The sequence below is a fragment of the Paenibacillus sp. FSL R7-0189 genome (genome assembly GCF_037969925.1).
In the GTDB taxonomy this organism is placed as follows: Bacteria; Bacillota; Bacilli; order Paenibacillales; family Paenibacillaceae; genus Paenibacillus_AQ; species Paenibacillus_AQ odorifer.
The window spans coordinates 143,271-165,961 of sequence record NZ_CP150223.1 but is presented as its reverse complement, the minus strand read 5'-3'; the positions used below and the strand labels follow the sequence as shown (position 1 = coordinate 165,961).

General features: G+C 48.8%; 24 protein-coding genes. 23 read left to right on the top strand and 1 reads right to left on the bottom strand.

Features of this window, described 5'->3' with window-relative positions; translation table 11 throughout:
• Nucleotides 1-52 precede the first annotated feature (52 nt).
• The 23 genes from terL to MKY63_RS00620 all read left to right on the top strand — a co-directional run bounded on the left by terL (nucleotide 53) and on the right by MKY63_RS00620 (nucleotide 21,924).
• A complete protein-coding gene (terL, locus tag MKY63_RS00730) occupies nucleotides 53-1,753 on the top strand; it encodes a phage terminase large subunit (RefSeq protein ID WP_339811135.1) in 1,701 nt (566 codons plus the stop codon).
• A gap of 209 nt (nucleotides 1,754-1,962) precedes the next feature.
• Nucleotides 1,963-3,345: a portal protein gene (locus MKY63_RS00725; RefSeq protein ID WP_339811132.1), complete on the top strand. Its 1,383-nt coding sequence runs from the start codon at nucleotides 1,963-1,965 to the stop codon at nucleotides 3,343-3,345.
• Nucleotides 3,345-4,172, top strand: coding sequence for a phage minor capsid protein (locus tag MKY63_RS00720; protein ID WP_339811130.1), 828 nt, complete (start codon nucleotides 3,345-3,347; stop codon nucleotides 4,170-4,172). The genes MKY63_RS00725 and MKY63_RS00720 overlap by 1 nt, the downstream gene beginning before the upstream one ends.
• A 103-nt stretch (nucleotides 4,173-4,275) precedes the next feature.
• On the top strand, nucleotides 4,276-5,058 hold the full coding sequence (locus tag MKY63_RS00715; protein ID WP_339811128.1) for an LAGLIDADG family homing endonuclease: 783 nt from the start codon (nucleotides 4,276-4,278) through the stop codon (nucleotides 5,056-5,058).
• A 95-nt stretch (nucleotides 5,059-5,153) separates the two neighbouring features.
• Nucleotides 5,154-5,843, top strand: a complete 690-nt coding sequence (locus tag MKY63_RS00710) for a scaffolding protein (RefSeq protein ID WP_339811126.1) — start codon at nucleotides 5,154-5,156, stop codon at nucleotides 5,841-5,843.
• Nucleotides 5,844-5,922: 79 nt separating this feature from the next.
• Entirely contained in the window at nucleotides 5,923-7,011 is a 1,089-nt protein-coding gene (locus MKY63_RS00705; RefSeq protein WP_339811123.1) for a DUF5309 family protein, read from the top strand.
• 16 nt (nucleotides 7,012-7,027) lie between these two features.
• Nucleotides 7,028-7,246 carry a hypothetical protein gene (locus MKY63_RS00700; RefSeq protein ID WP_076214571.1) on the top strand — a complete coding sequence of 73 codons (219 nt, stop codon included), beginning with the start codon at nucleotides 7,028-7,030 and terminating at the stop codon, nucleotides 7,244-7,246.
• Nucleotides 7,247-7,260: 14 nt separating this feature from the next.
• A complete protein-coding gene (locus tag MKY63_RS00695) occupies nucleotides 7,261-7,650 on the top strand; it encodes a hypothetical protein (protein ID WP_036679092.1) in 390 nt (129 codons plus the stop codon).
• Nucleotides 7,650-7,970 carry a hypothetical protein gene (locus tag MKY63_RS00690; protein ID WP_339811120.1) on the top strand — a complete coding sequence of 107 codons (321 nt, stop codon included), beginning with the start codon at nucleotides 7,650-7,652 and terminating at the stop codon, nucleotides 7,968-7,970. The genes MKY63_RS00695 and MKY63_RS00690 overlap by 1 nt, the downstream gene beginning before the upstream one ends.
• Nucleotides 7,970-8,350 carry a minor capsid protein gene (locus MKY63_RS00685; RefSeq protein ID WP_339811117.1) on the top strand — a complete coding sequence of 127 codons (381 nt, stop codon included), beginning with the start codon at nucleotides 7,970-7,972 and terminating at the stop codon, nucleotides 8,348-8,350. Before MKY63_RS00690 ends, MKY63_RS00685 begins: the two co-directional genes overlap by 1 nt.
• 69 nt (nucleotides 8,351-8,419) lie before the next feature.
• Nucleotides 8,420-8,950, top strand: a complete 531-nt coding sequence (locus tag MKY63_RS00680; protein WP_076141597.1) for a hypothetical protein — start codon at nucleotides 8,420-8,422, stop codon at nucleotides 8,948-8,950.
• A 59-nt stretch (nucleotides 8,951-9,009) separates the two neighbouring features.
• Nucleotides 9,010-9,444 carry a hypothetical protein gene (locus tag MKY63_RS00675; RefSeq protein ID WP_076179832.1) on the top strand — a complete coding sequence of 145 codons (435 nt, stop codon included), beginning with the start codon at nucleotides 9,010-9,012 and terminating at the stop codon, nucleotides 9,442-9,444.
• Nucleotides 9,445-9,521: 77 nt separating this feature from the next.
• Nucleotides 9,522-9,746 carry a hypothetical protein gene (locus MKY63_RS00670; RefSeq protein ID WP_339811113.1) on the top strand — a complete coding sequence of 75 codons (225 nt, stop codon included), beginning with the start codon at nucleotides 9,522-9,524 and terminating at the stop codon, nucleotides 9,744-9,746.
• A gap of 6 nt (nucleotides 9,747-9,752) precedes the next feature.
• Nucleotides 9,753-10,154, top strand: a complete 402-nt coding sequence (locus tag MKY63_RS00665) for a hypothetical protein (protein WP_339811111.1) — start codon at nucleotides 9,753-9,755, stop codon at nucleotides 10,152-10,154.
• Complete coding sequence (locus tag MKY63_RS00660) at nucleotides 10,151-13,915, top strand: hypothetical protein (RefSeq protein ID WP_339811109.1); 3,765 nt, start codon at nucleotides 10,151-10,153, stop codon at nucleotides 13,913-13,915. Before MKY63_RS00665 ends, MKY63_RS00660 begins: the two co-directional genes overlap by 4 nt.
• Nucleotides 13,915-14,463: a phage tail domain-containing protein gene (locus tag MKY63_RS00655; protein ID WP_339811106.1), complete on the top strand. Its 549-nt coding sequence runs from the start codon at nucleotides 13,915-13,917 to the stop codon at nucleotides 14,461-14,463. Before MKY63_RS00660 ends, MKY63_RS00655 begins: the two co-directional genes overlap by 1 nt.
• Nucleotides 14,464-14,559: 96 nt before the next feature.
• The gene (locus MKY63_RS00650; protein WP_339811103.1) at nucleotides 14,560-14,964 is read left to right on the top strand and encodes a hypothetical protein; all 405 of its coding nucleotides are present in this window, start codon (nucleotides 14,560-14,562) and stop codon (nucleotides 14,962-14,964) included.
• A gap of 22 nt (nucleotides 14,965-14,986) precedes the next feature.
• Nucleotides 14,987-16,615 (top strand): hypothetical protein, encoded by a 1,629-nt coding sequence (locus MKY63_RS00645; protein ID WP_339811100.1) that lies wholly within the window; start codon nucleotides 14,987-14,989, stop codon nucleotides 16,613-16,615.
• Nucleotides 16,616-16,634: 19 nt separating this feature from the next.
• Nucleotides 16,635-16,913, top strand: coding sequence for a hypothetical protein (locus tag MKY63_RS00640; protein ID WP_339811098.1), 279 nt, complete (start codon nucleotides 16,635-16,637; stop codon nucleotides 16,911-16,913).
• A 214-nt stretch (nucleotides 16,914-17,127) separates the two neighbouring features.
• Nucleotides 17,128-18,312 carry an O-antigen ligase family protein gene (locus tag MKY63_RS00635; RefSeq protein WP_339811096.1) on the top strand — a complete coding sequence of 395 codons (1,185 nt, stop codon included), beginning with the start codon at nucleotides 17,128-17,130 and terminating at the stop codon, nucleotides 18,310-18,312.
• 305 nt (nucleotides 18,313-18,617) lie between these two features.
• Nucleotides 18,618-19,139, top strand: coding sequence for a hypothetical protein (locus MKY63_RS00630; RefSeq protein ID WP_339811093.1), 522 nt, complete (start codon nucleotides 18,618-18,620; stop codon nucleotides 19,137-19,139).
• A 20-nt stretch (nucleotides 19,140-19,159) separates the two neighbouring features.
• The gene (locus MKY63_RS00625) at nucleotides 19,160-21,331 is read left to right on the top strand and encodes a phage tail protein (protein WP_339811091.1); all 2,172 of its coding nucleotides are present in this window, start codon (nucleotides 19,160-19,162) and stop codon (nucleotides 21,329-21,331) included.
• Between the two features lie 68 nt (nucleotides 21,332-21,399).
• Entirely contained in the window at nucleotides 21,400-21,924 is a 525-nt protein-coding gene (locus tag MKY63_RS00620; RefSeq protein WP_339811088.1) for a hypothetical protein, read from the top strand.
• A gap of 248 nt (nucleotides 21,925-22,172) precedes the next feature.
• Here the strand turns inward: MKY63_RS00620 and MKY63_RS00615 are convergent, their stop codons facing one another.
• A complete protein-coding gene (locus MKY63_RS00615) occupies nucleotides 22,173-22,487 on the bottom strand; it encodes a hypothetical protein (protein WP_076214615.1) in 315 nt (104 codons plus the stop codon).
• Nucleotides 22,488-22,691 lie beyond the last annotated feature (204 nt).

The following is a 22,691-nucleotide window of genomic DNA, read 5'->3' as shown; positions in this document are numbered from 1 at the left end:
ACGAGACGAACGCAACACGGTAGTCAGCGGCATTAACGGACTCATTGATTCGTTGGCTGGCGTAGATATCGCGTCTCTTTCGGAAGAAGATCAGCGTTTAATCGACGAACAGGTTGCAGAGCTTGAGCGGTTAGAGCGTATTAACCGTTGCGAACGTAATCTACTCGAATTTTCATTAGAGTATTTCTCGGAAGCGCGCAATCCCGGTAACGACGGAAATTGGGAAGACTTCGACCTTACGGATGTATCTCAAGCGCCAGACTTTCACCGCGAGATATGCGGGTTAATGGACGACGTAAGCAACGTGCACATAAATGATAAGGTGGCGGAAGCAGCGCCTCGTTCTCACGGTAAATCAACGTATTTATCAAAGGCGTTTCCGTTGCGCGAGATTTGTTACCGTAAGCGGCGGTACGTGATTACGATATCAGAGACGCCGGCAGTTTCGAGCGCTAACCTCGATTGGATATCGCTGCAGCTTAAGAGTAACGAAAAGCTCCGGACGGACTTCGGACCGTTACTTAGCGCCAAGCAACAGGAGAATCCGAAAGATAACTCGTCCGAATTTATCGCCTGGGAACCGCGTGAAGACGGTACGAAACGCATGCTGGCGAAAGTAGAAGCGGCGTCAACCGGCCAGGCAATACGCGGACGTAACTGGAATCAAAAGCGCCCCGACCTTATCATTTGCGATGACCTCGAAGATATTAAATCGAATGCTGCTACGCCGGAACTGCGTAGAAAAATGAAGGATTGGTTTTCCCAGACAGTAATGCCACTCGGCGGACCTAAGGGCAAACGTACAGCCTTCGTATATATGGGAACAACGGTCCATCACGAAGCGCTACTCGTTGACGTATTGTACAATCGGTCAGACTTTAAATCGCGAGTCTACCGCGCGGTTATCGAATGGCCTGAGCGCATGGACTTATGGGAAGCGTGCCGACTCGTATATAAAGATCCGGATAGGTCGAAGGAAGAACGCGTTAAAGAAGCACGCGCCTTATACGATATGAACCGCGAAGAAATGGAACGTGGATGCGTCGTACTATGGCCGGAAGCTCAGCCGATATGGAAGCTAATGACGTGGAAGTGGGACAACGGTAGTAAGGCGTTTAATACGGAGTATATGAATAATCCGGTCGATGAGGAATCAATGATATTCAATCCGGAGACATTCACGTATTGGGATAGCGACCAGTTAAAAGACGCGCTATCGCAATATCCGCGACCGGCTGACGCAGTTTACGATATTTACATGGGCGTAGACTTCGCGATGGGTAAGACGCGCGGTGACTACAGTTCTATAATAACGATCGCGCGCCATAAAAAGACCGGAACTAAATACGTAATCGATGCGTTCGGCGAACGGATAAAGCCGGACGCTTTTTTGCGTGTAATCGTCGAAAAGGCGCTACGGTTTCAACCGAACGCAATCGCAGCGGAAGCACAAGCGGCGCAAGAGTTCTTCGTAACGCAACTAAAGACCGCGCTTAAAACTGCGGGATATCCGGCGCAAACACGCGTTAAGGAAATATATCAGCGCTCACGTAAGGGACTGCGGATTGAGGCGCTAATGCCGGCGGTTGAGAGCGGAGAAATCCAATTCTCACGGAAGCACGCGCTTTTACTTGAGCAATTCGAAATGTATCCGACAGGAACGCATGACGACCTCCCGGACGCTTTGGAAATGGCGGTCAGCATCGCGAAAACAGGACGCAAGAAGATACGCAATAAACCATCCGGAATGTAAACGAAAGGAGGACGATTAGCATATCGAAGTTATTCGAACCCGGTGCCTATTACCCGCCACCTGCACACATACCGCGCCTCGCCAACTATAAACGCGGTAAAACGATATTCGACGGACGCCATCCGGAAATCTACGATCGCGCCTCGTCTCTACTAAAAGATACGCCACATGCCGCGCAGCTTAAAACGCTGTTCATCGCGGTTAACTTAATGGATATATTGCTTACGAAGCCGGCGGATTTGCTGACCGGAGAGCCTCCGACATACGAAGCGGGAACCGGCGCAGGCACACGCGAGCAGGAACGCCTTGACTCGATCGTTGAAGAGAACGACTTAACGCAGATGGTTCACGAAATGGTAATCGGCGCAGGCTATCGGGGCGATTCGTTTATTAAGACGTATTATGACGCGCGAGCCGACATCAGCGAAACGGAAGCACTCGGATTAGAACCGCCGAAGCCCGTACTCGAACCAATTATCGAATCTGTACGCGCGGATATCGTATTTCCAGAATTGTCGACCGGCTCGCGGAAGAAATTTAAGGCAATTAATATCGCGTGGGTCGATTGGGTCGAGGAGCCAGGCGGAAAAATTGTTCGTTGGCTCTACGGTAAAGCTGCCTCCTATGTTCCTTATCTCGTCGTTGAGCGCCATATTCCGGGCTATATCGTACATGAGCGTTACGAGCTTTCGGAGGCTGGCGTTAACAGCGATTGGGGAGTTCCGATCTCAACGTATTTAATCGGCGATAAAATTGCGACAGGACGCGAGGAAGATATAGAGCCTACCGGAACCGACCGTTTACTCGTGCATCATATTCCGTATAAAAGCGTTGATGACCGTTGGGAAGGCATTAACGGAGTTGAGAAGCTAGAAAGCGTACTGAGCGCGATTAACGAGCGGTTAGTACAGATCGATTATATTCTTTGGAAGCATAGCGACCCTTGGATGTATGGACCGGAAGACATCGGAGATGACGGCGAAGACAATGCGGGAACACTCCGCGGAGGCGGACGTTATATACCGGTTGCCAAGGAAGACGCGACTCCCGGTTATATGACGTGGGAAGGACAGCTAACCTCCGCTTTTACGGAACTCGACGTACTACTCGGGCTCGTGTACCAAATGTCGGAAACGCCGCAATGGTTATTCGGAACAACGCTTGCCTCAGATAAGGGCGGAACAGGCACGTCACATACAGATAGCGGCGCAATTAAAGCTCGTTTCATGCCGATCCTAGCGAAAGTAAACCGTATCCGCGCGCATGTTGATCGCGCTTTACGTGACGCAATATGGACCGCGATGCAGCTCGAAAACTACGCCAATAAAGACGTTGCGGGCTTCGTAAAATATGATCCTGTTTATCCGCGCATTAACTGGCGCGATGGCGTTCCGATCGACGAAAAAGAAGCCGCAGAAGTGGCGCAGATTCGAACCGGTAATAAGCCGACGCTCTCTGTACAGGACGCAATTAAGACGCTTGACGGAGTAGACGACGCAATAGCAGCCGAGATTATAGCGCGGATCGATGCGGATGAGACGCGGACGCTCGGAACGGTCGACTCTACGATATTTAACGGAGATGCTGCGTAATGGAGCCGACGTACGATTACAGCGTCAATCTTCTCGTCCGCGCATATAAAAACGCATTATTGGCGATATCCGCCGAACTCTCACGCTTAGATTTAACGGATTTATCTCGCGCTAATTCGAAAGCCGCCCTCGCCGAGGTTGCGGCTATTTTGCGTGGGCTAAATGCGGAATCGGCGGCGTGGGTTGACCGCTATATTCCGTTAGCTGCTACGGATGGCGTTGCGCTCGCTATCGTTCAGCTCGGCGCGGCGGAAACGTTAGAAGAGGCGCGGAAGATCGTTAAGTTTAACCGGATCAATCGCGAGTTTGTAGCGTCAGCCGTTGCGGATACTCAAGCGGAATTACTCGCGGTAACAAATAACGTAAGCCGCCGTGTTAAGCAAGTCATCCGCCAGGTAACCGCCGACTCTATGCGTGCGAATTTAACGCGCGGCATTAACGGTAATCGCACGCTCAGTGCCGATATCCTACAGCGGATGCAGAAAACGCTAGGCAGCGCGGTTGATACCGGAATAATTGACGCAGCAGGACGGCGCTGGGCTCCGGAAAATTACGTTAAAATGCTGACGCGTACGAAGATGGCGGCAACACAGCGCGAGTCTACGATTAACGAAGCAGTAGGACGCGGTGCTTATTACGGAGTCATATCGAAGCATAACGCGGTTGATAAATGCCGCGGATACGAGGGAATGATCGTTAAACTTACGCCGGATGCACCTGGAAATTACCGTTATATCGGCGACTTGCCGCGTAATGAAATTTTCCATCCGTGTTGTGCCCATGTCGTAACTGCGATACGCGATCCAAAAATACTGGCCGCCGAATAGGGCGATTTTTCTTTGCCGCGATAGGCTGATCACCGAAAAGGCGTGACCTTGACGCTCTGCGCGGCTCTTTACTCAAGGAATCGAGCCGAAGGGGTTTGGTAATTTGGGGGATTTAATACGCAAGATACACAGTGTTAATGAGGACTTCTTTAAGGTGTGGGATAGAGAAAACGCGTGGGTGTTTGGGTGGTTAGTTACAGACGGCTCTGTTAATGAGAAGAGTGGGCAGATTCGCCTGATGCTTAAATTGCATGATATTGACGTGCTCGAAAAGATCAAAAAAGCAATGCGATTTACTGGTCCTGTTTTCCAGGGAGAGCATGAAGATGGTAGACAGTTCGCTTATCTTCGGATTTGTCGCAAGAGTATGACGGAGGACTTATTCACACATGGAATGGCGAGGAACGATAAGACGTTCAATACCTCCGTACCCAATCTTCCCGATTTTCTATTCTGGGACTTTACGCGGGGCGTGTTCGAAGGTGACGGAAATATAAAACATGGAAAACAGTGGAATGACCTTCAACTATCGATATGTGGTGCGACAAAGAACTTCTTTGAGGAGATGCAGGAGGCGCTTCTAAAGAGAGGGATTAATACAACGCTTAAAGAGCACCCCTCCGGTCAGTCAGGTCGTAAAAGCCCACTATTTACGTTAACTACCAAATCAAACGCCGACGCTTTACGTTGGTGTCTTTTTATGTACGCAGATACTCCGAAATACTTACGCCTGGATCGTAAGTTCCAAGTATTCACGAATTACATGCACGGATACTACGATCGAAACCGTAGATCGCGTCCCTGCATTGAAGCTATCGAACTCATCCGTATATCAATTCCGGAATGCGCTGTAACTACGCAAACTCAGGAACTTCTCGCAGCTTAATAGGAGCAATAAGGCTCCGCGTCCCAAACGTATAAGACGCGATAAACTGGACGGCCAGACATATTAGTGCCGACGGGCCTTGTACGGGAGGTATTATGATGGAAAACGAAATTAAACGCTCACGATATCCGTTAAATCTGCAGTTATTTGCGGAAGGAGACGCGGATCCCGATCCGAACCCAACGCCGGATAAGACGTTTACGCAGGCGGAACTCGACTTAATCGTAGCGGACAGGCTTGCGCGTGAACGTAAGAAAGCGGAGAAATTCGCAGATTACGACGAATTAAAAACGAAGTTGACCGCGCTGGAACAGGCGGAAGCCGACCGTGCTAAAGCGGAAATGACCGCAGCCGAACGATTGGAAGCGGAGAAGGCCGAAGCATTAAAGAAAGCGCAGGAAGCGGAAGATCGCAGCACCGCGCGCGAGACAGCCGCAAATCAACGCATCATTAACGCGGAGTTTAAGTCGCTAGCGCGTGAGGCTAACGTACCGGCTGACCGGTTAGCGGCGGCATTAAAACTAGCGGATTTAAGCGCGGTTACGGTGGATGACGAAGGAAACGCAGTCGGCGTAAAGGAAGCGGTCGAGGCGTTGGTTAGCGCGCACGTTTACCTCGTTGAGAAGACGCAGCCGAAACCGTTAGGCGGACGTAGTGGTGGGGAAGATGTTCCGGATAAGACGAAGGAACAACTACTTAAGGAAGCGGCAGAAAAGGCGCGCAAGACAGGTCGGATTGAAGACCGCATGGCATATTCGGCGCTTAAGGACGAATTGAACAAGTAATTAAAGTCGCGAGCAATTGGCGGCTTATTTTATTGCGCGGATTTATCCGTAGCACACAAAACAGGGGGAAATACACAATATGCCTAAAATTTATAACGCTTCTATCGTAGGAAAACGCGAGTCTATCGTTGACGAACTTTTGCTTCTTAATCCGCACCAAACGCCGCTACTGAACGCGCTTGGATTCGCGCAGCCAATTACAGCGGTCGAACACGTATGGTTCGAGGACGAAATGTTTCCGGACGAAACCGTAACTACTGCTACCGCGCTGATCGACGCGACCGCTGTCGTAGTTGCGGATGTAACACCGTTCCGCGTAGGATCCGTAGTCAAAATCGGCGATGAGCTGCTATACGTTTCCGCAATCAACTCCGGAACTAAGACGCTGACCGTTACGCGCGCATACGCATCTACTACGGCGGCTGCGGTTGCTAATGGCGCTAAGGTAGAGTTCCTTTTTGACGAAGGTGTAGAAGGTGCGGCTGCTCGCGACGCTCGTTTCAAGGCTCGCGTGCGTAAGTCTAACCTTACTCAAATCTTCACCGACTCCGTTGATATCTCTGGGACAGCACAGGCGGTGGCGCAGTATGGTGTGAATGATTTGTATGAATACGAGAAGCAGAAGAAGCAGCTTGAGCTTGCGCTGCAGCTTGAAAAGGCGCTGATTAACGGGATTTCGTACGAAAACGGACAGGTACGGCAAATGAAGGGAGTACGCCAGTTCATCACTACTAACGTAGATACTGTAGGCGGAGCATTAACATTGCCTTCAATTAACAATTTAGCTCAAAAGGTCTATGACGCAGGCGGATTTGCTAATGGAGGCAACTATAAAATCATGGTTGCTGCTAAACAGAAAGTGGCCCTCTCTGCGCTTGACACCACTAAAGTAGTCCTCACGCGTGCAGAAAACACACGAGGACAGGTCGTAGACAACATCGTTACCGACTTCGGACAGTTTGAAATCGTGCTAAATCAGAACCTCGCATCTGACGAGCTGTTCCTGGTTGACGCTAACCGCCTCGGTATCCATCCGCTGGCTACGCGCGAGTTCGGTCACACCTACCTCGGACTGGTTGGCGACTCAATGAAAGGTCAAATCGTAGGCGAGTATACGCTGGCTCTCGAACAAGAAAAGGCTCACGGCCGTCTGAAAGGCCTGGCGTAAGAAACGGAGGTATACGATGGTAACTTACGAATCACCACGCTATCCGCAGCTCGGATTTTACGTAGACGGAGGCTTTCGCAGATTTAGCGGAGGCCTTTTTCATACGGACGATCCCGCTGAGATAGCCGTACTCGACACGATAACTGACGTTGCACGGATCGACGAAGAAGTACCGGAGGAACCCGTTAAGCCAGCGCCTAAACCGCGAAAGGCTGCGAATACCTCCGCAAAATAACGGGAGGTGTTTACGTGGCTCTAACGGTAGAAGACGCAACGGCGTATATAAACGTGAATTGTATTAGCATTGACGACTGGACGGACGCAGACGACGCCAAAAAACTACGGATAGTTAACGTGGCAGGACGAACGCTGACGAACAAATACGCTCAATATACGATACCGGACGCGGCTGTATACGAATATGCGAACGAACTCGCGATCGCGTTTAACGATACGAACGCGCTACAACAACAAGGCGTAGCGAGCTTCGGATTAACAGGCGTCGCGAATTTTACGTTTAAGGATTGGGCGAAAACGGGCCTCGACGCATGGATACCGGATATCGCGCTCGAACTCATTAGCGCGGAGAATGGCGGCGTTAAACTCGGACGTAAGACCGCGAAGTGGGTGACGATGTAATGGCGCTCATACCGCTTAGACAGACCGTCACAATTACGCCGTTCACCGGATATGATCCGGATTATAACGAGCCGTCATACGGTGTCCCTTATACGCAGAAATGCCGCTTTCAAGAGGCGGTTAAACTCGTACGCAATCAGCACGGCGCGGAAGTCGTGAGCGTTGGAACGTTTTACTTCGATAAGCTCGCGGACATATCGCTCGACGATCGCCTAACGTACACCAACGAACTATTAGCGGAGACAACGTACACGCCAATCGCAATCAGCGTAAAACGGGCGCTCAACGGGAAGCCGCTAATAACGGAGGTGGACGTATAATGGTGCTATTAACAGTCGCAGATATTAACGCAGCCATCCGCTTAATCGTTCCGGGATTTGCCGTAGTCGGCAACGATTTTGTAGCGGCTAATCCGGATGATTGCGCTTATACGCGGATAACGGGCGGTCCGCCACCGAGCGAATGGTCATCCGTTGCATATCCGTCATTCCAAGTCGTGATTCGCGCGAAGTCATCCGCAACGGCAGAAACGAAGGCTAACGCAATATTCGAAGCGCTGCATGGTAAAGCGGAGTTTACTATCGGAACAACACGCGTCGTTAAGTGCCTGGCGGATCAATCGGCGCCGTGGTATCTCGGTCCTGACGCGAATAACCGAGCGCTATATTCTGTGAATTTTACGTTAACAACATCGCTATAAACGCAGGGCTGTCCGTTACTGGGCGGCTCTTTTTGTTGTGCAAATATAAACATAAGGGGACCTGTGAGAATGTCACAAAACTTTAGCAAGATCGAGGTAGGCCCGGCGATAGTCGAATACGGCACAGGACTAACGGCGGTCAAATTCGAAACGACCATCGGCGGCGTCGTCTTCACAACGGAGACTACTTATCGCGAACAGAAGACGGACCAAACCGGTGAGACCATCGTCGGTAAGCGCGTAACCGGACGTAATGTAAGCGTGACGGTACCGTTCGGCGAGTATGATCTGCCAACTATTCCGAAGATTATGGCGGGCGCGGAAGTTGTAACAGGCGCAGGTGGTTCGAAGGTTGTTGTTAAGACTGGCGTAGGCCTTAACTTGATTGACACCGCAAAGCAAGCCGTCATTAAGCCATTGGCGAAACTGACTGATCCGGACTTTTGGATTACGATTCCGCTGGCGTACAGCGAGACGGATTTATCTTATTCGTTCAACAACGAAAATGAGCGCATCACAAACGTAACACTCCGGTCAACTCCGGATGAAGACGGAGTTATTGCGATTCTCGGTGACGAAACAATCACTGCAACACCGTAAATATCACGTTGAAAGGGGCGCTTAATTGCGCCTCTATTTCTTTATAAGGAGCGAATATAATGCAGATTTTTAAGCGTTCAGATAAAGCGGAAGTACCCGCGCCAAATATCGTAATTGACCCCAACGTAATCCAGCTCGGAGACAGAACGGTAAAGGTGCGGAAGGTAGCGGTCGGACAATGGCGCGAACTATTTGCCGCTGTTAATATGCTACCGGAATTGATTATGGGCGTTATGTCAGCGCCAGCCGAGAACCGCGTAGCTTACTTATTCGCGTTCATCGAGCACGCGCTAAATGACGTCGTTCAAGTGGTCAGCGTATTGACCGGATTCGAACCGGAGTGGATCGAGGCAAACGTAGCGCCGGACGAATTGATGGCGTATTTTACCGCCGTTGCGCGCGTTAACAATTTCGGAGGTCTCTTAAAAAACGTGCAAGGCGCTCTGCAACTAGCGAACCTGCAAACGGGAGTAGCGGAAGCGAGCGCCGAGTAACGATAGACGAATTTTTTATTGACGCAGCCGTACGCCTCGGTAAAACGCAGGTCGAGTTCGAACGCGGATATTACGTTATGGATTTACTCGACGTGCTGGATGCGGATAAGCGGCGTAAGGCCGGCGAAACATTAGACGCGCTAAATGTTAATGTCATGTCGCATACGACTAACGTGGAGGACTACCGCAAGTTTACGACGGGGCTGCAACGTGAAGCCGGATTCGCAACGCAGAGTACGCCGAAGTTTGACGAGGCCGGATTTAAACTATTACGCGATCAGATGAGCGCGGGGAGGGTGTGACGGACGATGGATTTTCGTATGGAAACGGCGGCGCTACGTCAGTTTTTAGAGCGTCAGAAAACGCGAGTACTCGACGGAGCGATTATCGGATTACATGACGCTACCGATCACCTACTCGCGGCATCGCGTAATGAGGCTCCGTTAAAGTCGAGTACGTTGCGGATGACGGCCGGCAAGAAGGTAGCGAATGAGAACGGACGGATATACGGTGAGGTATTTTATTCCGCAACGGAAACGGGTCCCTCTGGTGCGCGCTTTAATTATGCGCTACGTGTACATGAGATGGGCGAGTATAAGAATCCGACAACGCCTGGCACTCGTCCGAAGTTCTTATCGCGACCACTCCGAACGAATGAACGGATATATAAACAGTTTATCGCGGATGCAGTAAGGAGGGCGCTAAGATGAGTACAGGCGGTACAAACGTAGGTGAAATTCAGGCGCGGATTACGCTTGATATAGCGGAGTTTCGGCGTAACTTAGACGAAGCGAGGCGCCGGATACAGGAACTCGAAGATCAAAGTAGACGCGGTGCGGACGGCATGCGGAACTTAGGCTCTGCGCTTGCCGGACTCGGTGCCGGCGCAGCCTTAACGAAGCTTGTGCGCGAGATGCAGTCGGTCGTCGCAGAGAGTACGAAATTATATAACGCGTTCCAGGGACTCAACGCCGTTGCGAAAGGCTTCGGTATCCAAACAGGAGACGCACAACAAGCCGCGCAGGATTTAGCCAAGCGCGGTTTTTTATCGCTCACTGAATCGGTGCTAGCGTTCAAGACCGCGATGTCTACTGGACTTGATCTCGAAGAATCTACGAAGCTTATTAATTCACTTGCGGACTCAGCAGCATATAACCGCCAGTCCTTTTATACGATGGGCGGCGCTATTCAAGCGTCACTCGACGGTATCAAGAACGGTAACTCGGTACTGTCCGATGCGGTCGGCGTAACGAAGAACCTATCCGTTATGCAAAAGGAATACGCGGCATCGATCGGAACGACAGTCGGCAGATTGACGGACGCGCAAAAGATTCAAGCGGCGTACTACGGATTTATGCGTGAGGGTGCGATCTTTACCGGAAACGCAGACGAAGCGATGCAGGGATTCACAGGTACGCAGAATCGTTTCGCGCAAGCTACGAACGAAGCGCGCGTCGCACTCGGCGAATCGTTTACTCCCGTTGTCCAAAAAACGCTTGAGGCTTTGACCCCCGTAATAATCGGACTTGCGGATTTTGTATCGGAGAACAAAGCACTCGTATCCGGGCTAGCTACCGCAACTGGCGGGGTTCTGCTATTCGTATCGGGCCTTACAATGCTACCACCGCTATTCGCGTTGATTAAGACTGGGATGATGGCGCTAGGAGCTTCCGCAGGTCCAATCGGACTGGCGATCGTTGCTATCGGAGCATTGGCGGGCGGAATCGGTGCGCTAGTTGCGAAAAAGGGAGAAGACGCTAGGGCAACGGAAGATATGATTAAGGCGCAGAAAGAGCTCAATACGCTACTCGATAAAGCGCCAGTCGACCAATCAGCCGCGGATATCGAAACGCTCACAATTAAAACGAAGGAACTTACGGAATCACTCAACGAACGCGCCACGCTGCAGGATCGTCTTAACGAGATCGAGGCGTTTCAATCGCGCGGTGAGGGAACCCCGCAACTACTATCCGAGGCTATCGATATTAACGAGGAACTCGGCGATATGGACGATAAGCTGCGCACTATGGGCTTCGACGGCGTTGAGGCCGCCACGTCTAAACTCGAAGAGATGAACAAAGCGCTCAAGTATTCGGTAGACTCAATCTCCTCGCAAGATAAAGCGGAGTATGCCGCACTCGCAACGAAGAAGGCATCGCTCGTACAAATGAGCGCATTAGCGACGCAATTTAAAGAGCTATCCGGACACCAAACGCTGGACGCCACGCAAAAAGGGCGTCTTGTTGACGTAACCGAAAAGTTGATCGAACAGTATCCGGAGCTCAACGCGCGCCAAGGCGAAGACGGACGTATCCGTGCGGATAATATAGACGTAATTATCGAGCAGATTGCTGCGGATAAGAAATTTACGGACTTAGCCGCCGATCAAGCTGCGCAACGGATTCGTAACTTCGCGAAGGAAAATAAGGCGCAAGAGGAATCGGTCAAGACACAGATTAAGAATTATACGCTGCTAATCGAAGCTATGGCGAAAGTGTCCGGAGCAAAGGCGGATACGTTTGCGGAGTCTGTAGCGCAAGGTGAGGCGCGTATGAACGGGAAGACGCCGAACGTTATGGACATCGTAAACAACGATTACCTGACGAATAAAGTTACGGAGGAAGCGAAGCAGGGGCGGGACTTAGCGCTCGCACAACAGCAGAAATATTCGGACGCAGCGCGCGAGATGGAGAAGTTAGCGGCGGAGGTTGAATCCGGAGCTCAGACGTTTACGAAGGATATTATTCCGCAGGATGCCCCGAAAGCGGCGAAGGAAAAGAAAGCGACGGGCAAGACAGCCGCAGAACTTGCCGCCGAAGCACGCAAGGCTGCGTATGATGCCGATATGAAAACCGTCCAGTTTCAGGCGGACTTTTACGATATGACGGCTGATGCGCAGATTAAGAAATACGAAGAGTTGCGCAAGAAGCACGCTACTTTCCTCAAAGAGTCCGTAGACGATGCGCGCACATTGGCGCTACAGCTTAAGCGGCTCGGTGAGGACAGCGCCCAATCACGCTATGACTTTTCGGCTACGTGGATTGATGCGGAGTCGAAACGGATGGAAGACAGCGGAAAGTCCGAACTCAAGATCGCGGAAATGAAACTCGCAAGCTGGACGCGATTACGTAATCGTTACGCGAAGGACAGCGCAGAATATATCGCCGCCGACGATCAAGTTCGCCAATCACGCAAAAATGTAGCCACCGCAACCGAAGCGGAAGCACGCGCACAATACAACGCATCGTCTAAGTGGATTAGCGCAGAGGAACGGCGGATGTCTGACGCAGGCAAATCGGAAACAGAGATCGCGCAAATGAAGATCGACGCGTGGACTCGCGTACGTGATCGTTACGCCAAGGACTCGGAGTATTATGCGCAGGCTGACGAACAGCTTTATAACCTCCGCAAGTCATTAACGAAACTGACGCAGGATCTTGCGACCGATCTCGTTAAGACGCAGAAAGCCGCAATTAAGGACGCAAAGGATGCGGAGCTCAAGGCGATCGAGGAACGTAAGCAGGCGGCACTCGACGATTATGACGCGCGGATTGACGCTATTCAGCGCTTACGTGACGCCAACAAAGAGCTCAATGTTGACGCGGACTATGCGACGCAATTGGCGGAGAAACAATCGCGCTTGGCGGAATTATCGAGCGCAGTCGGTCCGGAAGGAATTGCGGAACGTGACGCGCTGCTTAAAGAGATCGCGCGCATGCAACTCGAGCATGACCGCGAATTAACCGACCGTACGCTCGCGGATCAGCAAGACGCGCTTAAGGACGAAAAGGATGCGAAGACGAAAGCGTACGAAGCGGAGAAGACCGCAGCCGAAGCGCAATACAGCGTGTTAACGGCGGCATTTGATGCGTACTCAGGCGATATCAAGTCGATAGAAGACGGAATAGCGGCGTATCGTGTTAGCGCAAGTGGTTCCGCAAACACTGCGATACTAACGGAGCTTGACGGATTCCTGACGCAATATCGTGCGAAGATGGCGTCAATAACGCAGATTAACGCGGAGTCGAAGAAGGCGTCCGACCTCGCTGAATACAACGCGAATAAAACCGCATGGACCGCGGCGAAGGCGAGCGGCAATACGGCGGAGATGGCGCGGCTTAACGCACGTAACGAGGAGCTACGGAAATTGTACGGAGTATCTTCGGATACCGGCGCGTTGCAGGCGTTTAAGGACGGCGGCATCGTTAAGGGCGCACCTGGCGCGGCTGTTCCGGTTATTGCGCACGCGAGCGAGATGTATCTAAATCCGCAGCAGCAAGCGACGCTATTCGATATGATCGCAAGCCCGCGTATGTCACCGCAAGCGCCTGCATCAGTTACGAATGTTGTGCAGCATATAGACCTCGGCGTAGATGAGGTAACACTCGCGGATAAAGCCGATATCGCTACATTTTATGACGAACGTACTCGCGCACTATCCCGCCTGCAATCGATGGGAGTGAAGGAGTAATGACGTACGATGTGGCGGTAAATGGCGTTTGGCTATCGGAGCACGGAGCTGCGCTATACGAACGGAACTTACCGGTCCTGCCGGAGACCGAAGACAATACGGTTAAGCTCGCGAATACGGACGGCGTCGTTGATTTCGGCGCTTCCTACGGTCCGCGTACGATTGGACTAACGTTCGAGATTACGGCGTCGGCAGCGGAGTTTCATCGGACACTAGCGTATCTAGCGCGAACGTTTAACGCTAAGCGCGGAGAAATTACGCTAGAGTTTGCGGATATGCCCGGCAAGTACTACGTAGCGACTTACGCGGGAACGCTCGCGCTCGGTGCGACAGGATCACGTTTGATTGACGTTAATCTGCGCATGAATGATCCGTGGCCGACCGGAAGCGAAGTGCTCACGGAATATACGATAGATACGTCATGGCAAGCGGTGGCGATCGAATCGGAAGCGGATGTAAGAGCGCGACCAGTTATTACGATGGCGAATACGGGAGTTACGACAGTTAACGGATTTACGCTAACGAACGAATATACACTCGAAGATTAAACGAAGGAAACGCGAAGGTTCGGCAATTATGCCGGGCCTTTTTTGCGTTGTCAAAAAAGCGTGATCATGACGCTTAAAAATAGGAGGAAACGAATAATGGCGATGCAAATTTCGAACTATCTGAGCGCGGCGCTACTTAACGCGGCTTTACGCAATACGGCGTTTACCGGACCATCTACCGTTTACATTGCGCTTTACATATCGGACCCAACAGCGGCGGATACCGGCACGGAAGTAAGCGGAGGCTCATACGCACGGCAGGCGGTTACCTTCGGAGCGCCGACGCTCGTCAGCGGACAACAATCCGTAGCAAATACCGCAGAAGTAGTATTTCCCGTTGCTACTGCGGATTGGGGACTCGTAACACATATCGGACTACGTACGGCGGCGACTGGCGGGTCTTTGTTATGGACGAAGGCGCTAGATAATCCGCGTACATTACTCGTAGGCGACCGTCCTAGATTCGCGGTATCAAGTACGTCGGTTAAATTCACACAATAATTACGAGAGGGGGAAATCATAGATGGCGCAGGTAGAAATGTTCGCATCAAAAGCGAATAGTCCGGCAACGGAATTGACCGCAGCAATAACGGACGTAGCAACGACTGTCTCCGTATTGGATGCGTCGAAGCTACCGGACGCTCCGAATATTGCGACGATTGGCGTAGATGAGAGCGCGGAAACAGTACGATACGCAGGGAAAAGCGGAAATGACTTAACGGGAGTAACGCGCGGTTTTAGCGGGACATTAGCGAAGGCGTGGGCGACTGGCGTAGGAGTAGCGCGGTATTTTACGGCGTACGATGCGGATGCGCTGCGGGAGAATGTGGCGGAGCATAGTGCGCAGTTGGCGGAAATTGAGAAGGTAACACCAACTGTTGTAAATCTTAAATTTTTCCCCAGATTAGTCGGAGAAATAGATGATACAAACCGATTCAGGCGTGCAATAGCTTATATGAAGGTAAATGCGAACAAAGCTCTATTTGTACCACCACAAACAGGGAATTATCAGATTTCTGGAGAAATCGTTATTGATATTTTAGCATTTAAAATGTCAGGTCAAAACACAAAAACAACACGTATTGAGTACACCACTCCTGAAGCTGTATTCAAAATTGTACCGCTTGAGGGGTATGGCTATCACGCATATGATATTATCATTGAGAACATGCAGTTTTACGGTAATAATATTGCCAAAAAGGGTTTGTGGTTTGATGTATCTTCTCAAATAGACCTATCTCGTATTGAGTGTAATGTTTTCACTGAATGTGCTATTGACATGTACAAAGGAGGTATTAACAGTCTTTATCATGTTGTACTTTCTCATTCTCCCGTAGGAATTAGATTAACAGAAACAAATAATATATCTATGTATTCAATGAACTTCTACAAAAACGTCAAAGACGTTCAATTCGTAGGATTAAATGACAATGTATCTGTTTATGGTTCATGGTCTGAGGAATCATACGAGTGTGTTTTCTACATGTCCAATGTTAATGAAAATGCCCGCATTAACAATTTGAATGTAGATGGGATAAACTTTTCAGGTGATCCGACATTCAACTCACGTTTGATAAAATTCGAAAGTTCTGAGACGGGTAATATTCATCGAAGTGTTGTAAAAATTAAAGATTCTCACATATACGCTCCGGATGCAGATTATCTTATCGAGGTAAATGTTAATGGAAACACTAGACCAGAATCTATCCATAATATTGTTTTTGAAGGGAATACTCTTCGAAAACCACTTTTAGCGATAATGAAAGCACATTCAACCAACAACAAAGTTCGATTTATCTACAGAGATAATATTGAGAGTTCAAATGCAACTTTGTTGGACGGAGATGCTTTATTATCTGGATTAAATTCAGGTGGTTCCGCCTTATCCCCTTTCAATAAGGTTAGTGGTGAATTAATTTTAGGAACTTCAAGGATTGAATCTCTAATTGGTGGGGCTCTTACTTGGGATACAACCAAAAAACATATCAAAATGTATGATGAGTCTAAAAATGTTTACCTGTTAAAAGGCGAAAGCGGTACTACTCGCCCATCAGGGACGTTTGTGGGGCAAATATTCTTTGATGCGAATTTGAAGAAGCCAATTTGGTTTACGGGTACAAGTTGGGTGGACGCTACAGGAACTGTAGTATAAAAAAAGAGGGAGTGATAAAATGGCATTGCTATTAACACTAACGAGTGCAACGGGTTACGAAGTTCAAGATGCGTATATCAAAGTTGACGAGTATGGTTGTTACGGTAATACAGTACACGCTCGTTTAAGAGCATATGTATCAAAAGAGTTAGCAGACAATGGTGCTTCATCAATCGAGGGTAGCGAGGATATTATCACCCTAACAGTTGACTATAGTGATAATGCTGCTAACGCAAAAAAGCAAATTTATGAACACGCAAAGAAACTAGATAAATACGTCAATTCCGTGGATATCTAGTTTCTCAACTGGACTAATTCGAACACCAAGATAGTGACAAATTAGTAGTTGGCGGATATAGCGATTAACGTAAAAAACTTCGGAGCAGTCGGAGGCAGCTTTGGTGGTCTGTAGAATTGTGATTGTATACTCTTCCATTAAATTCATAGACATATTATTATTATCCTTATAATATTAAGTAGTTAAAAAAATAAATACTAATGGGGATTAGGTTATGTCTAAAAGAGGATTGGTAACATTTTTGCTTGTAATAACATTTTTATCCGGTAACTTTACTTTAGCTAGACTTCAATTATCTCATAATTTTGAGGTAAGGTATTTTTTATACGGAGTATTTTTTCTTGCGTTGATTATTATAAGTCCTCACCGGGGACTGCAGGATCGCATGAAAATAAACACTAGGTTAATATCTTTTTTTATTTTAAGTTTTTTTTACTTTTTAATTTCAATATTTTCGTTTTTCTACAGTTCTAACAAAGATATTTCATTTGAAAAAGTAACTTCTATTTTATTTATTATAGCCTTAGTATTAGGAGTTATTTATGTAATGAGATTATTTGAAGCAACTGACTATTATAAATTTATATCTCATATATTTATTTGTTTCGGCCTTATATATGCTATACCAATATTTTCAAGTGTTTTTTCCGGATCTCTCAGGGGTTCTATTGATTTTGGTGGTCCAAATGTTGCAACAAGAATAATGTTTTTTGCTTCAATGTGCTCCATGTTTTTATACAAAGAGAAAAAGAAACTAAAGTACTTACTTTCTACAATTATTTTCTTAGCAGCAATCATTTTTTTAGGGTCCAGAGGTGGAGTTGTTGGTGCTTGTGGAACTTTAGTGTTATTGTGGATTATTAAAAATGTTTTACGTAAACCGAGGTTCAAAAAATTCACCATGTCTATACCAAGGTTGTTTTATTCTGTAATCGGTATTATTGTAGTTTTTTTTATATATGAACCAGTAAAACGAATATTTTTGTACAGGGTTATAAACACAACATTTCAAAGTAACGGAATTTACACAGCTGGTAGAGATCTATTGTATGCTGAATCAATTAGGATGATAAAAGATAAGCCTATATTTGGTTATGGTATAAACGGATTTAAGATAGAAACAGGGGAAGAATACCCACATAATTTGATTTTGGAATTAATGAACGATATTGGACTGTTCGGACTTTTGTTTTTTGTGTGTATAACATTAATATCATTACTTTTAGTTTTTAAATCTAAAAAGACAAATATTTATATTTTTAGTGGTATTCCGGTGTATATGCTGATCGTCGAGATGTTCTCAGGTGGTGTGTATGATTTCAGATACTTTTTCTTTTGGATCATACCATTGCTATACTATTCTTACGGTAATGAAAAGGGCGATCCTAGGATTATATAAAATCAGAGGGCGGATAATTTTGACAAAGGACAATGGAAAATCTAATGTAGTTGAATTTAAAAGGAACATATCAGAAAGCGAGAAGTTAGGGCTCGCAAACAAAATTCAAGTAGTAACTGATCTTGCGAACGATGGTATCATTTCGCAAAAAGAAAGGTTGCGTATTGTAAAAATTTTAGTAGAGGGTTGTTAGACACTTGGATGATACTGCGCACTAACCCGCCATCAAACGCAAGCCCTCGCCGCCACAAGCGGGGGCTATTTTTGCGTAGCAATTATTTACGTTAGAAAGGAGGCGCACGCCTATGTCATTTCTCGGCGCATTCAATCGCGCGCCCTTTAATCGCCCTTACGTAATCCAGACGTTCTTTAACGTTACGATCGCATCGGAAACGGACGTATCCGCACGCCTAAACGCTGACTTTGCGATCGGCATCGTATTTGACACCGAAACGAAGTTCGACGGAGCTCCAACGCGCGATATACCATCCGCGGCAGTATTCGAATCGGCTACGGAATTACTCACGTCAATGATCCGCGAACGCCTACACACGGCAGGCATCCGGTCAGCTACGCAATTCAGCGCAAAAGTCCGTTACATGCACGTCGATAAGCTCGCGTTTACTGGCGGATTTAATCCCGGCGATAAACTCATCATCGACGTTAAGAAGCAGACGATTACGTTAAACGGAGTTAACGCTATCCACTTACTCGACGGAGACTTCTTCGAGTTCGGACTCGGCCTAAACGAAGTCACCTACGCGGACAACGAAGCAGCTCGCGAAATCCTAACGCGCATTACGCATCGCGACCGCTATTTATATTAACGTAGAAAGGAGGCGCGCATTTGATTAACGCACTACAATCGTACGACCGTTTCCGCAAGCGCATCGGCATCCTGCGCGACGCTTACGATATCACACGAACTCGGCGGATTAACGCAGATTATACGCTGACTTTCACCGTCCCAATGACTTCCGATGATTTCCGCGATAAGTTGCCGCTAAAGGGTCACGTAATGGACGAGCGCGGTCAATACTACGTAATTAACAAGCGCGAACGATCGCGTGAGGACCGCAAGTTGACCGCGCAGATATCGTGCTCACACGTCATGTTCAAACTCGCGGATTATAAGTTTCCGTACGCATCGTATATTCGCGAAGCTTACGGAATCCATATCACGCAACTAACAGCGCTCATCTCGGCGGCAACCGGTGGGCGCTTTTCTATTGCGGTCGATGACACGTTCGACCTCGCGGACGTTAAAGCGTTCGGTGGCGGCAACTGTCTCGAAGCGCTCAACGCGGTCATAAATCTGTACGGTGCGGAAGTTGAGCCGGATAACTTTACGCTACATTTGCGCAAGAAGATCGGCAATCCCGCGTCAGACTATCGGATCCAAGTAACTCGCAATTTGATCGCGGCATCCTTTACCGATAGCGCAGCGTCATTATGTACGCGATTATATGCGGAAATGAAAGACTCACGGACATGGATCGGTCAGCCTGCGTCGATTTTAACCGCGGACGAACAGGCGCGGCTCGCTACGATACCAGGCGCAATCACTGACGGAATCCTCCGCGTCAATTACCTCGTATCTCCGTATGCTGACGCGTGGGCCTCGGATAGCGTGCCGTTTTACGACGATCTATTAACGGAGCAAGACGTAACCGATCCGCTTAAACTCGTAGCCGCCGCGAGATTACGCTTAGCCGAGCGTGAGGTGCCGGCGCTTGAGGTGTCCGTGAGCGCTGCGGACTTATTCAAGATCGATAAACAAGAAGCGCGGCCCGGCCTCGGCGATACAGTAACGCTCGTAGATCCAGCGCTCGGCTTGACGGGCATTACAGCGCGAATCACGGAAATGACGGAGTACCCGTATGCTCCCGACAAGCATACGCAATTAACGGTTGCGAACGTAATGAAACGTGACTATACGCAAATACTCGCGGACTTAGAGGCGGGGCGACGCGCGATAGAGAACGTGTTTAGCGGCGGAAGAATCAGAGCAGAAGTATTCGAAGAGTTTGCGCGGCTGGCGGTTAACGAGATCAACGCGAGTAAGACGGAGATTAAATACGATGAGCGCGGAATCGTCCTGCAGTCGAAAACGGACCCGTCCGATCAAGTCATACTGACGTCAAACGGACTTATCTTAACGACGGATGCCGGAGCTACAGCACGGATAGCGATGACGGCGACCGGAATAGCAGCGGAAGTAATCGCGGGACAACTCGGTAGTTTCGTATCGATGGTTATCGGCAGCGGCAATAACGTAGTCAAGATTAATACGAACGGTATCAGCGCAGGGCATGACGATTTCAACTCCGCACCCTTCCGCTTAGATATGGCGGGCAACGTCGTACTCAATAAGCTGACCGCGAACTCTGCGAATATCCTATCGTCCAACTTTACGAGTGGCGCGATCGTCGGATCTTCGATTAACGTTGGGAACGGGGTATTCACGGTAGACACCGCCGGTAATATGCGAGCGACGAGCGGTGACTTTAGCGGATTTATTAGCGCATCATCCATTAGCGGTACGACTATTACGGGCGGTACGATAACGGGTTCTTTGATACGTACGAGTCCAAGCGGCGAACGCATCGAAGTCAGCGCAGCTGGATTACGTTCGTTTGATACATCGGGGCGTCGGCGTGTGTCTATTTCAAACGACGGAAATCTCGGCTTCTCCGGGATCGAGTTATGGGCGCCGAGTGGCACAGTTAAGGGCGGATTGTACGCGGACGATAATTTGTTCTTCCTCAACGGGATGGGCGCGTTGCAGATATTTTCGTTTACGGACCGTGTACATTTCGCAGGTACGGTGGACTTTTCGAATACGACGAGTGTGTACGGGTTGCCTATGTCTAGCGTGGAAAACTTAACAACAACGCTTGGGTTGAAGGCTGATAAAAGCGCCGCAGCATCTAATATGACTTTTGACTCGGCTACAAGGAACCTGAAACTCTGGAGTGGAACGGGAACGTTACTAGCACAGGTAAATATTCCCGCGTAATAGATTGAAATGGGGCGCCCCTTGGCCGATAATAGTTATAGAAACTAAGACTGAGGGGAGTGGCTACTTTGAAAAAGTTCATATCAGGAGTAATTGTCGGGGTGCTGTTACTTACGAGTGTTTCAGCGTTTGCAGACTCAGCGTCACTTATTGGGCAGAAGGTCCAGGGTTTGTTCTCTGTTGAGAAGAACGGAGTAAAGATCGCCGATGCAGTTGTTATCAAGGGTACAGCTTATGCTCCTGTAAGGTCTATATCCGAGGCTGCTGGGGTAGCGCTGAATGTGGAAGGGAAGAAAATACTAATGGGCGAAACAAACACAACAAGCGCCGCTGAGGCGGTAAGTGTTGAGTTAAGTCGGTTGAACTCAGAGTTAAAGAGCTACCAAGCTAACATAGATAGTACTGTTGAAAATGTAATTAAACCACGAGAAGCTAACCTAGCTGCTTTGAAAGCTGCTGATAACGGGTCCGCAGAAAGTGCCTTTACGATTAGTAGCGTTGAGAAACGGCTAGAGAGTGAGCGTGCATACGTCGCTGAACAACAAGCACTCATCGACAAAGCGGAGGCGCGCATCGCAGAACTCACGAAATAAACGCAAAATAACGAAGAGTCTCGTGCTACGGACGTAATGTCCTACGCATCGGGGCTCTTTTTAATTAACGGAGGGATACGAATGAGTGTCGGAGAAATCAAAGTTAGGATCGAGCTTCCATGGTTACACGAACTCACCGCAGCGATAGTCGAAACCGGAGAAATGCGAGCAGACCGCCGCGAGAGAGAGGCGCATGTAGTTAGATTCATTGAACATAACGCAGGCAGGGCGCAGATAACTCAAATTAACTAAAGTCCTAACTGACGAGCAACTTGTTCCGCGACAGCCTTCGTCTGGAATTCGTTCCAGTTTGAGAACTTAGTGTGCTCAGAAATGTAGGCGTTAAACCTAGGGCCGATTATCTTTTCGATGTCCTCAAGACTGGCGACTGCATACCCGCCCTTATCGAATAACTCATCAATAGATTGAAAGTCAGTATACTTGCGCATAAATGAAGAATTAAAAAGTTCATCTAACGTAACATGCTGCCCTTCGGATAGCTTGTCCGCTTTACGTTGGATATTATCGAACAAATTTGAACTAGTAAATTTAGCTTTTACCAATCACTTTACCTCCCATGTATCTGCGCCCTACCTTATTTTAACATCTAACTCAATCAAAAGGGGTTTTACTATGAAAGTACGCGCATTACTCGAATGTACGATAGATACCGCTAATCCCGCGCCAGAACTCGCCGCAACTATCAGCGCAGTCCTAGCCGCACTACCTAACGCTGAATCCCGCCTATCTGTACTCCAAACGCTCGA

What these genes read in the sequence shown, in the direction of transcription:
- MKY63_RS00690 (WP_339811120.1), top strand. Translation starts at nt 7,650, where the DNA reads ATGGCGCTCATACCGCTTAGACAGACCGTCACAATTACGCCGTTCACC.
- MKY63_RS00675 (WP_076179832.1), top strand. Translation starts at nt 9,010, where the DNA reads ATGCAGATTTTTAAGCGTTCAGATAAAGCGGAAGTACCCGCGCCAAAT.
- MKY63_RS00710 (WP_339811126.1), top strand. Translation starts at nt 5,154, where the DNA reads ATGATGGAAAACGAAATTAAACGCTCACGATATCCGTTAAATCTGCAG.
- MKY63_RS00660 (WP_339811109.1), top strand. Translation starts at nt 10,151, where the DNA reads ATGAGTACAGGCGGTACAAACGTAGGTGAAATTCAGGCGCGGATTACG.
- MKY63_RS00655 (WP_339811106.1), top strand. Translation starts at nt 13,915, where the DNA reads ATGACGTACGATGTGGCGGTAAATGGCGTTTGGCTATCGGAGCACGGA.
- MKY63_RS00725 (WP_339811132.1), top strand. Translation starts at nt 1,963, where the DNA reads ATGGATATATTGCTTACGAAGCCGGCGGATTTGCTGACCGGAGAGCCT.
- MKY63_RS00635 (WP_339811096.1), top strand. Translation starts at nt 17,128, where the DNA reads ATGTCTAAAAGAGGATTGGTAACATTTTTGCTTGTAATAACATTTTTA.
- MKY63_RS00685 (WP_339811117.1), top strand. Translation starts at nt 7,970, where the DNA reads ATGGTGCTATTAACAGTCGCAGATATTAACGCAGCCATCCGCTTAATC.
- MKY63_RS00630 (WP_339811093.1), top strand. Translation starts at nt 18,618, where the DNA reads ATGTCATTTCTCGGCGCATTCAATCGCGCGCCCTTTAATCGCCCTTAC.
- MKY63_RS00640 (WP_339811098.1), top strand. Translation starts at nt 16,635, where the DNA reads ATGGCATTGCTATTAACACTAACGAGTGCAACGGGTTACGAAGTTCAA.
- MKY63_RS00720 (WP_339811130.1), top strand. Translation starts at nt 3,345, where the DNA reads ATGGAGCCGACGTACGATTACAGCGTCAATCTTCTCGTCCGCGCATAT.
- MKY63_RS00650 (WP_339811103.1), top strand. Translation starts at nt 14,560, where the DNA reads ATGGCGATGCAAATTTCGAACTATCTGAGCGCGGCGCTACTTAACGCG.
- MKY63_RS00665 (WP_339811111.1), top strand. Translation starts at nt 9,753, where the DNA reads ATGGATTTTCGTATGGAAACGGCGGCGCTACGTCAGTTTTTAGAGCGT.
- MKY63_RS00645 (WP_339811100.1), top strand. Translation starts at nt 14,987, where the DNA reads ATGGCGCAGGTAGAAATGTTCGCATCAAAAGCGAATAGTCCGGCAACG.
- MKY63_RS00680 (WP_076141597.1), top strand. Translation starts at nt 8,420, where the DNA reads ATGTCACAAAACTTTAGCAAGATCGAGGTAGGCCCGGCGATAGTCGAA.
- MKY63_RS00670 (WP_339811113.1), top strand. Translation starts at nt 9,522, where the DNA reads ATGGATTTACTCGACGTGCTGGATGCGGATAAGCGGCGTAAGGCCGGC.
- MKY63_RS00700 (WP_076214571.1), top strand. Translation starts at nt 7,028, where the DNA reads ATGGTAACTTACGAATCACCACGCTATCCGCAGCTCGGATTTTACGTA.
- MKY63_RS00705 (WP_339811123.1), top strand. Translation starts at nt 5,923, where the DNA reads ATGCCTAAAATTTATAACGCTTCTATCGTAGGAAAACGCGAGTCTATC.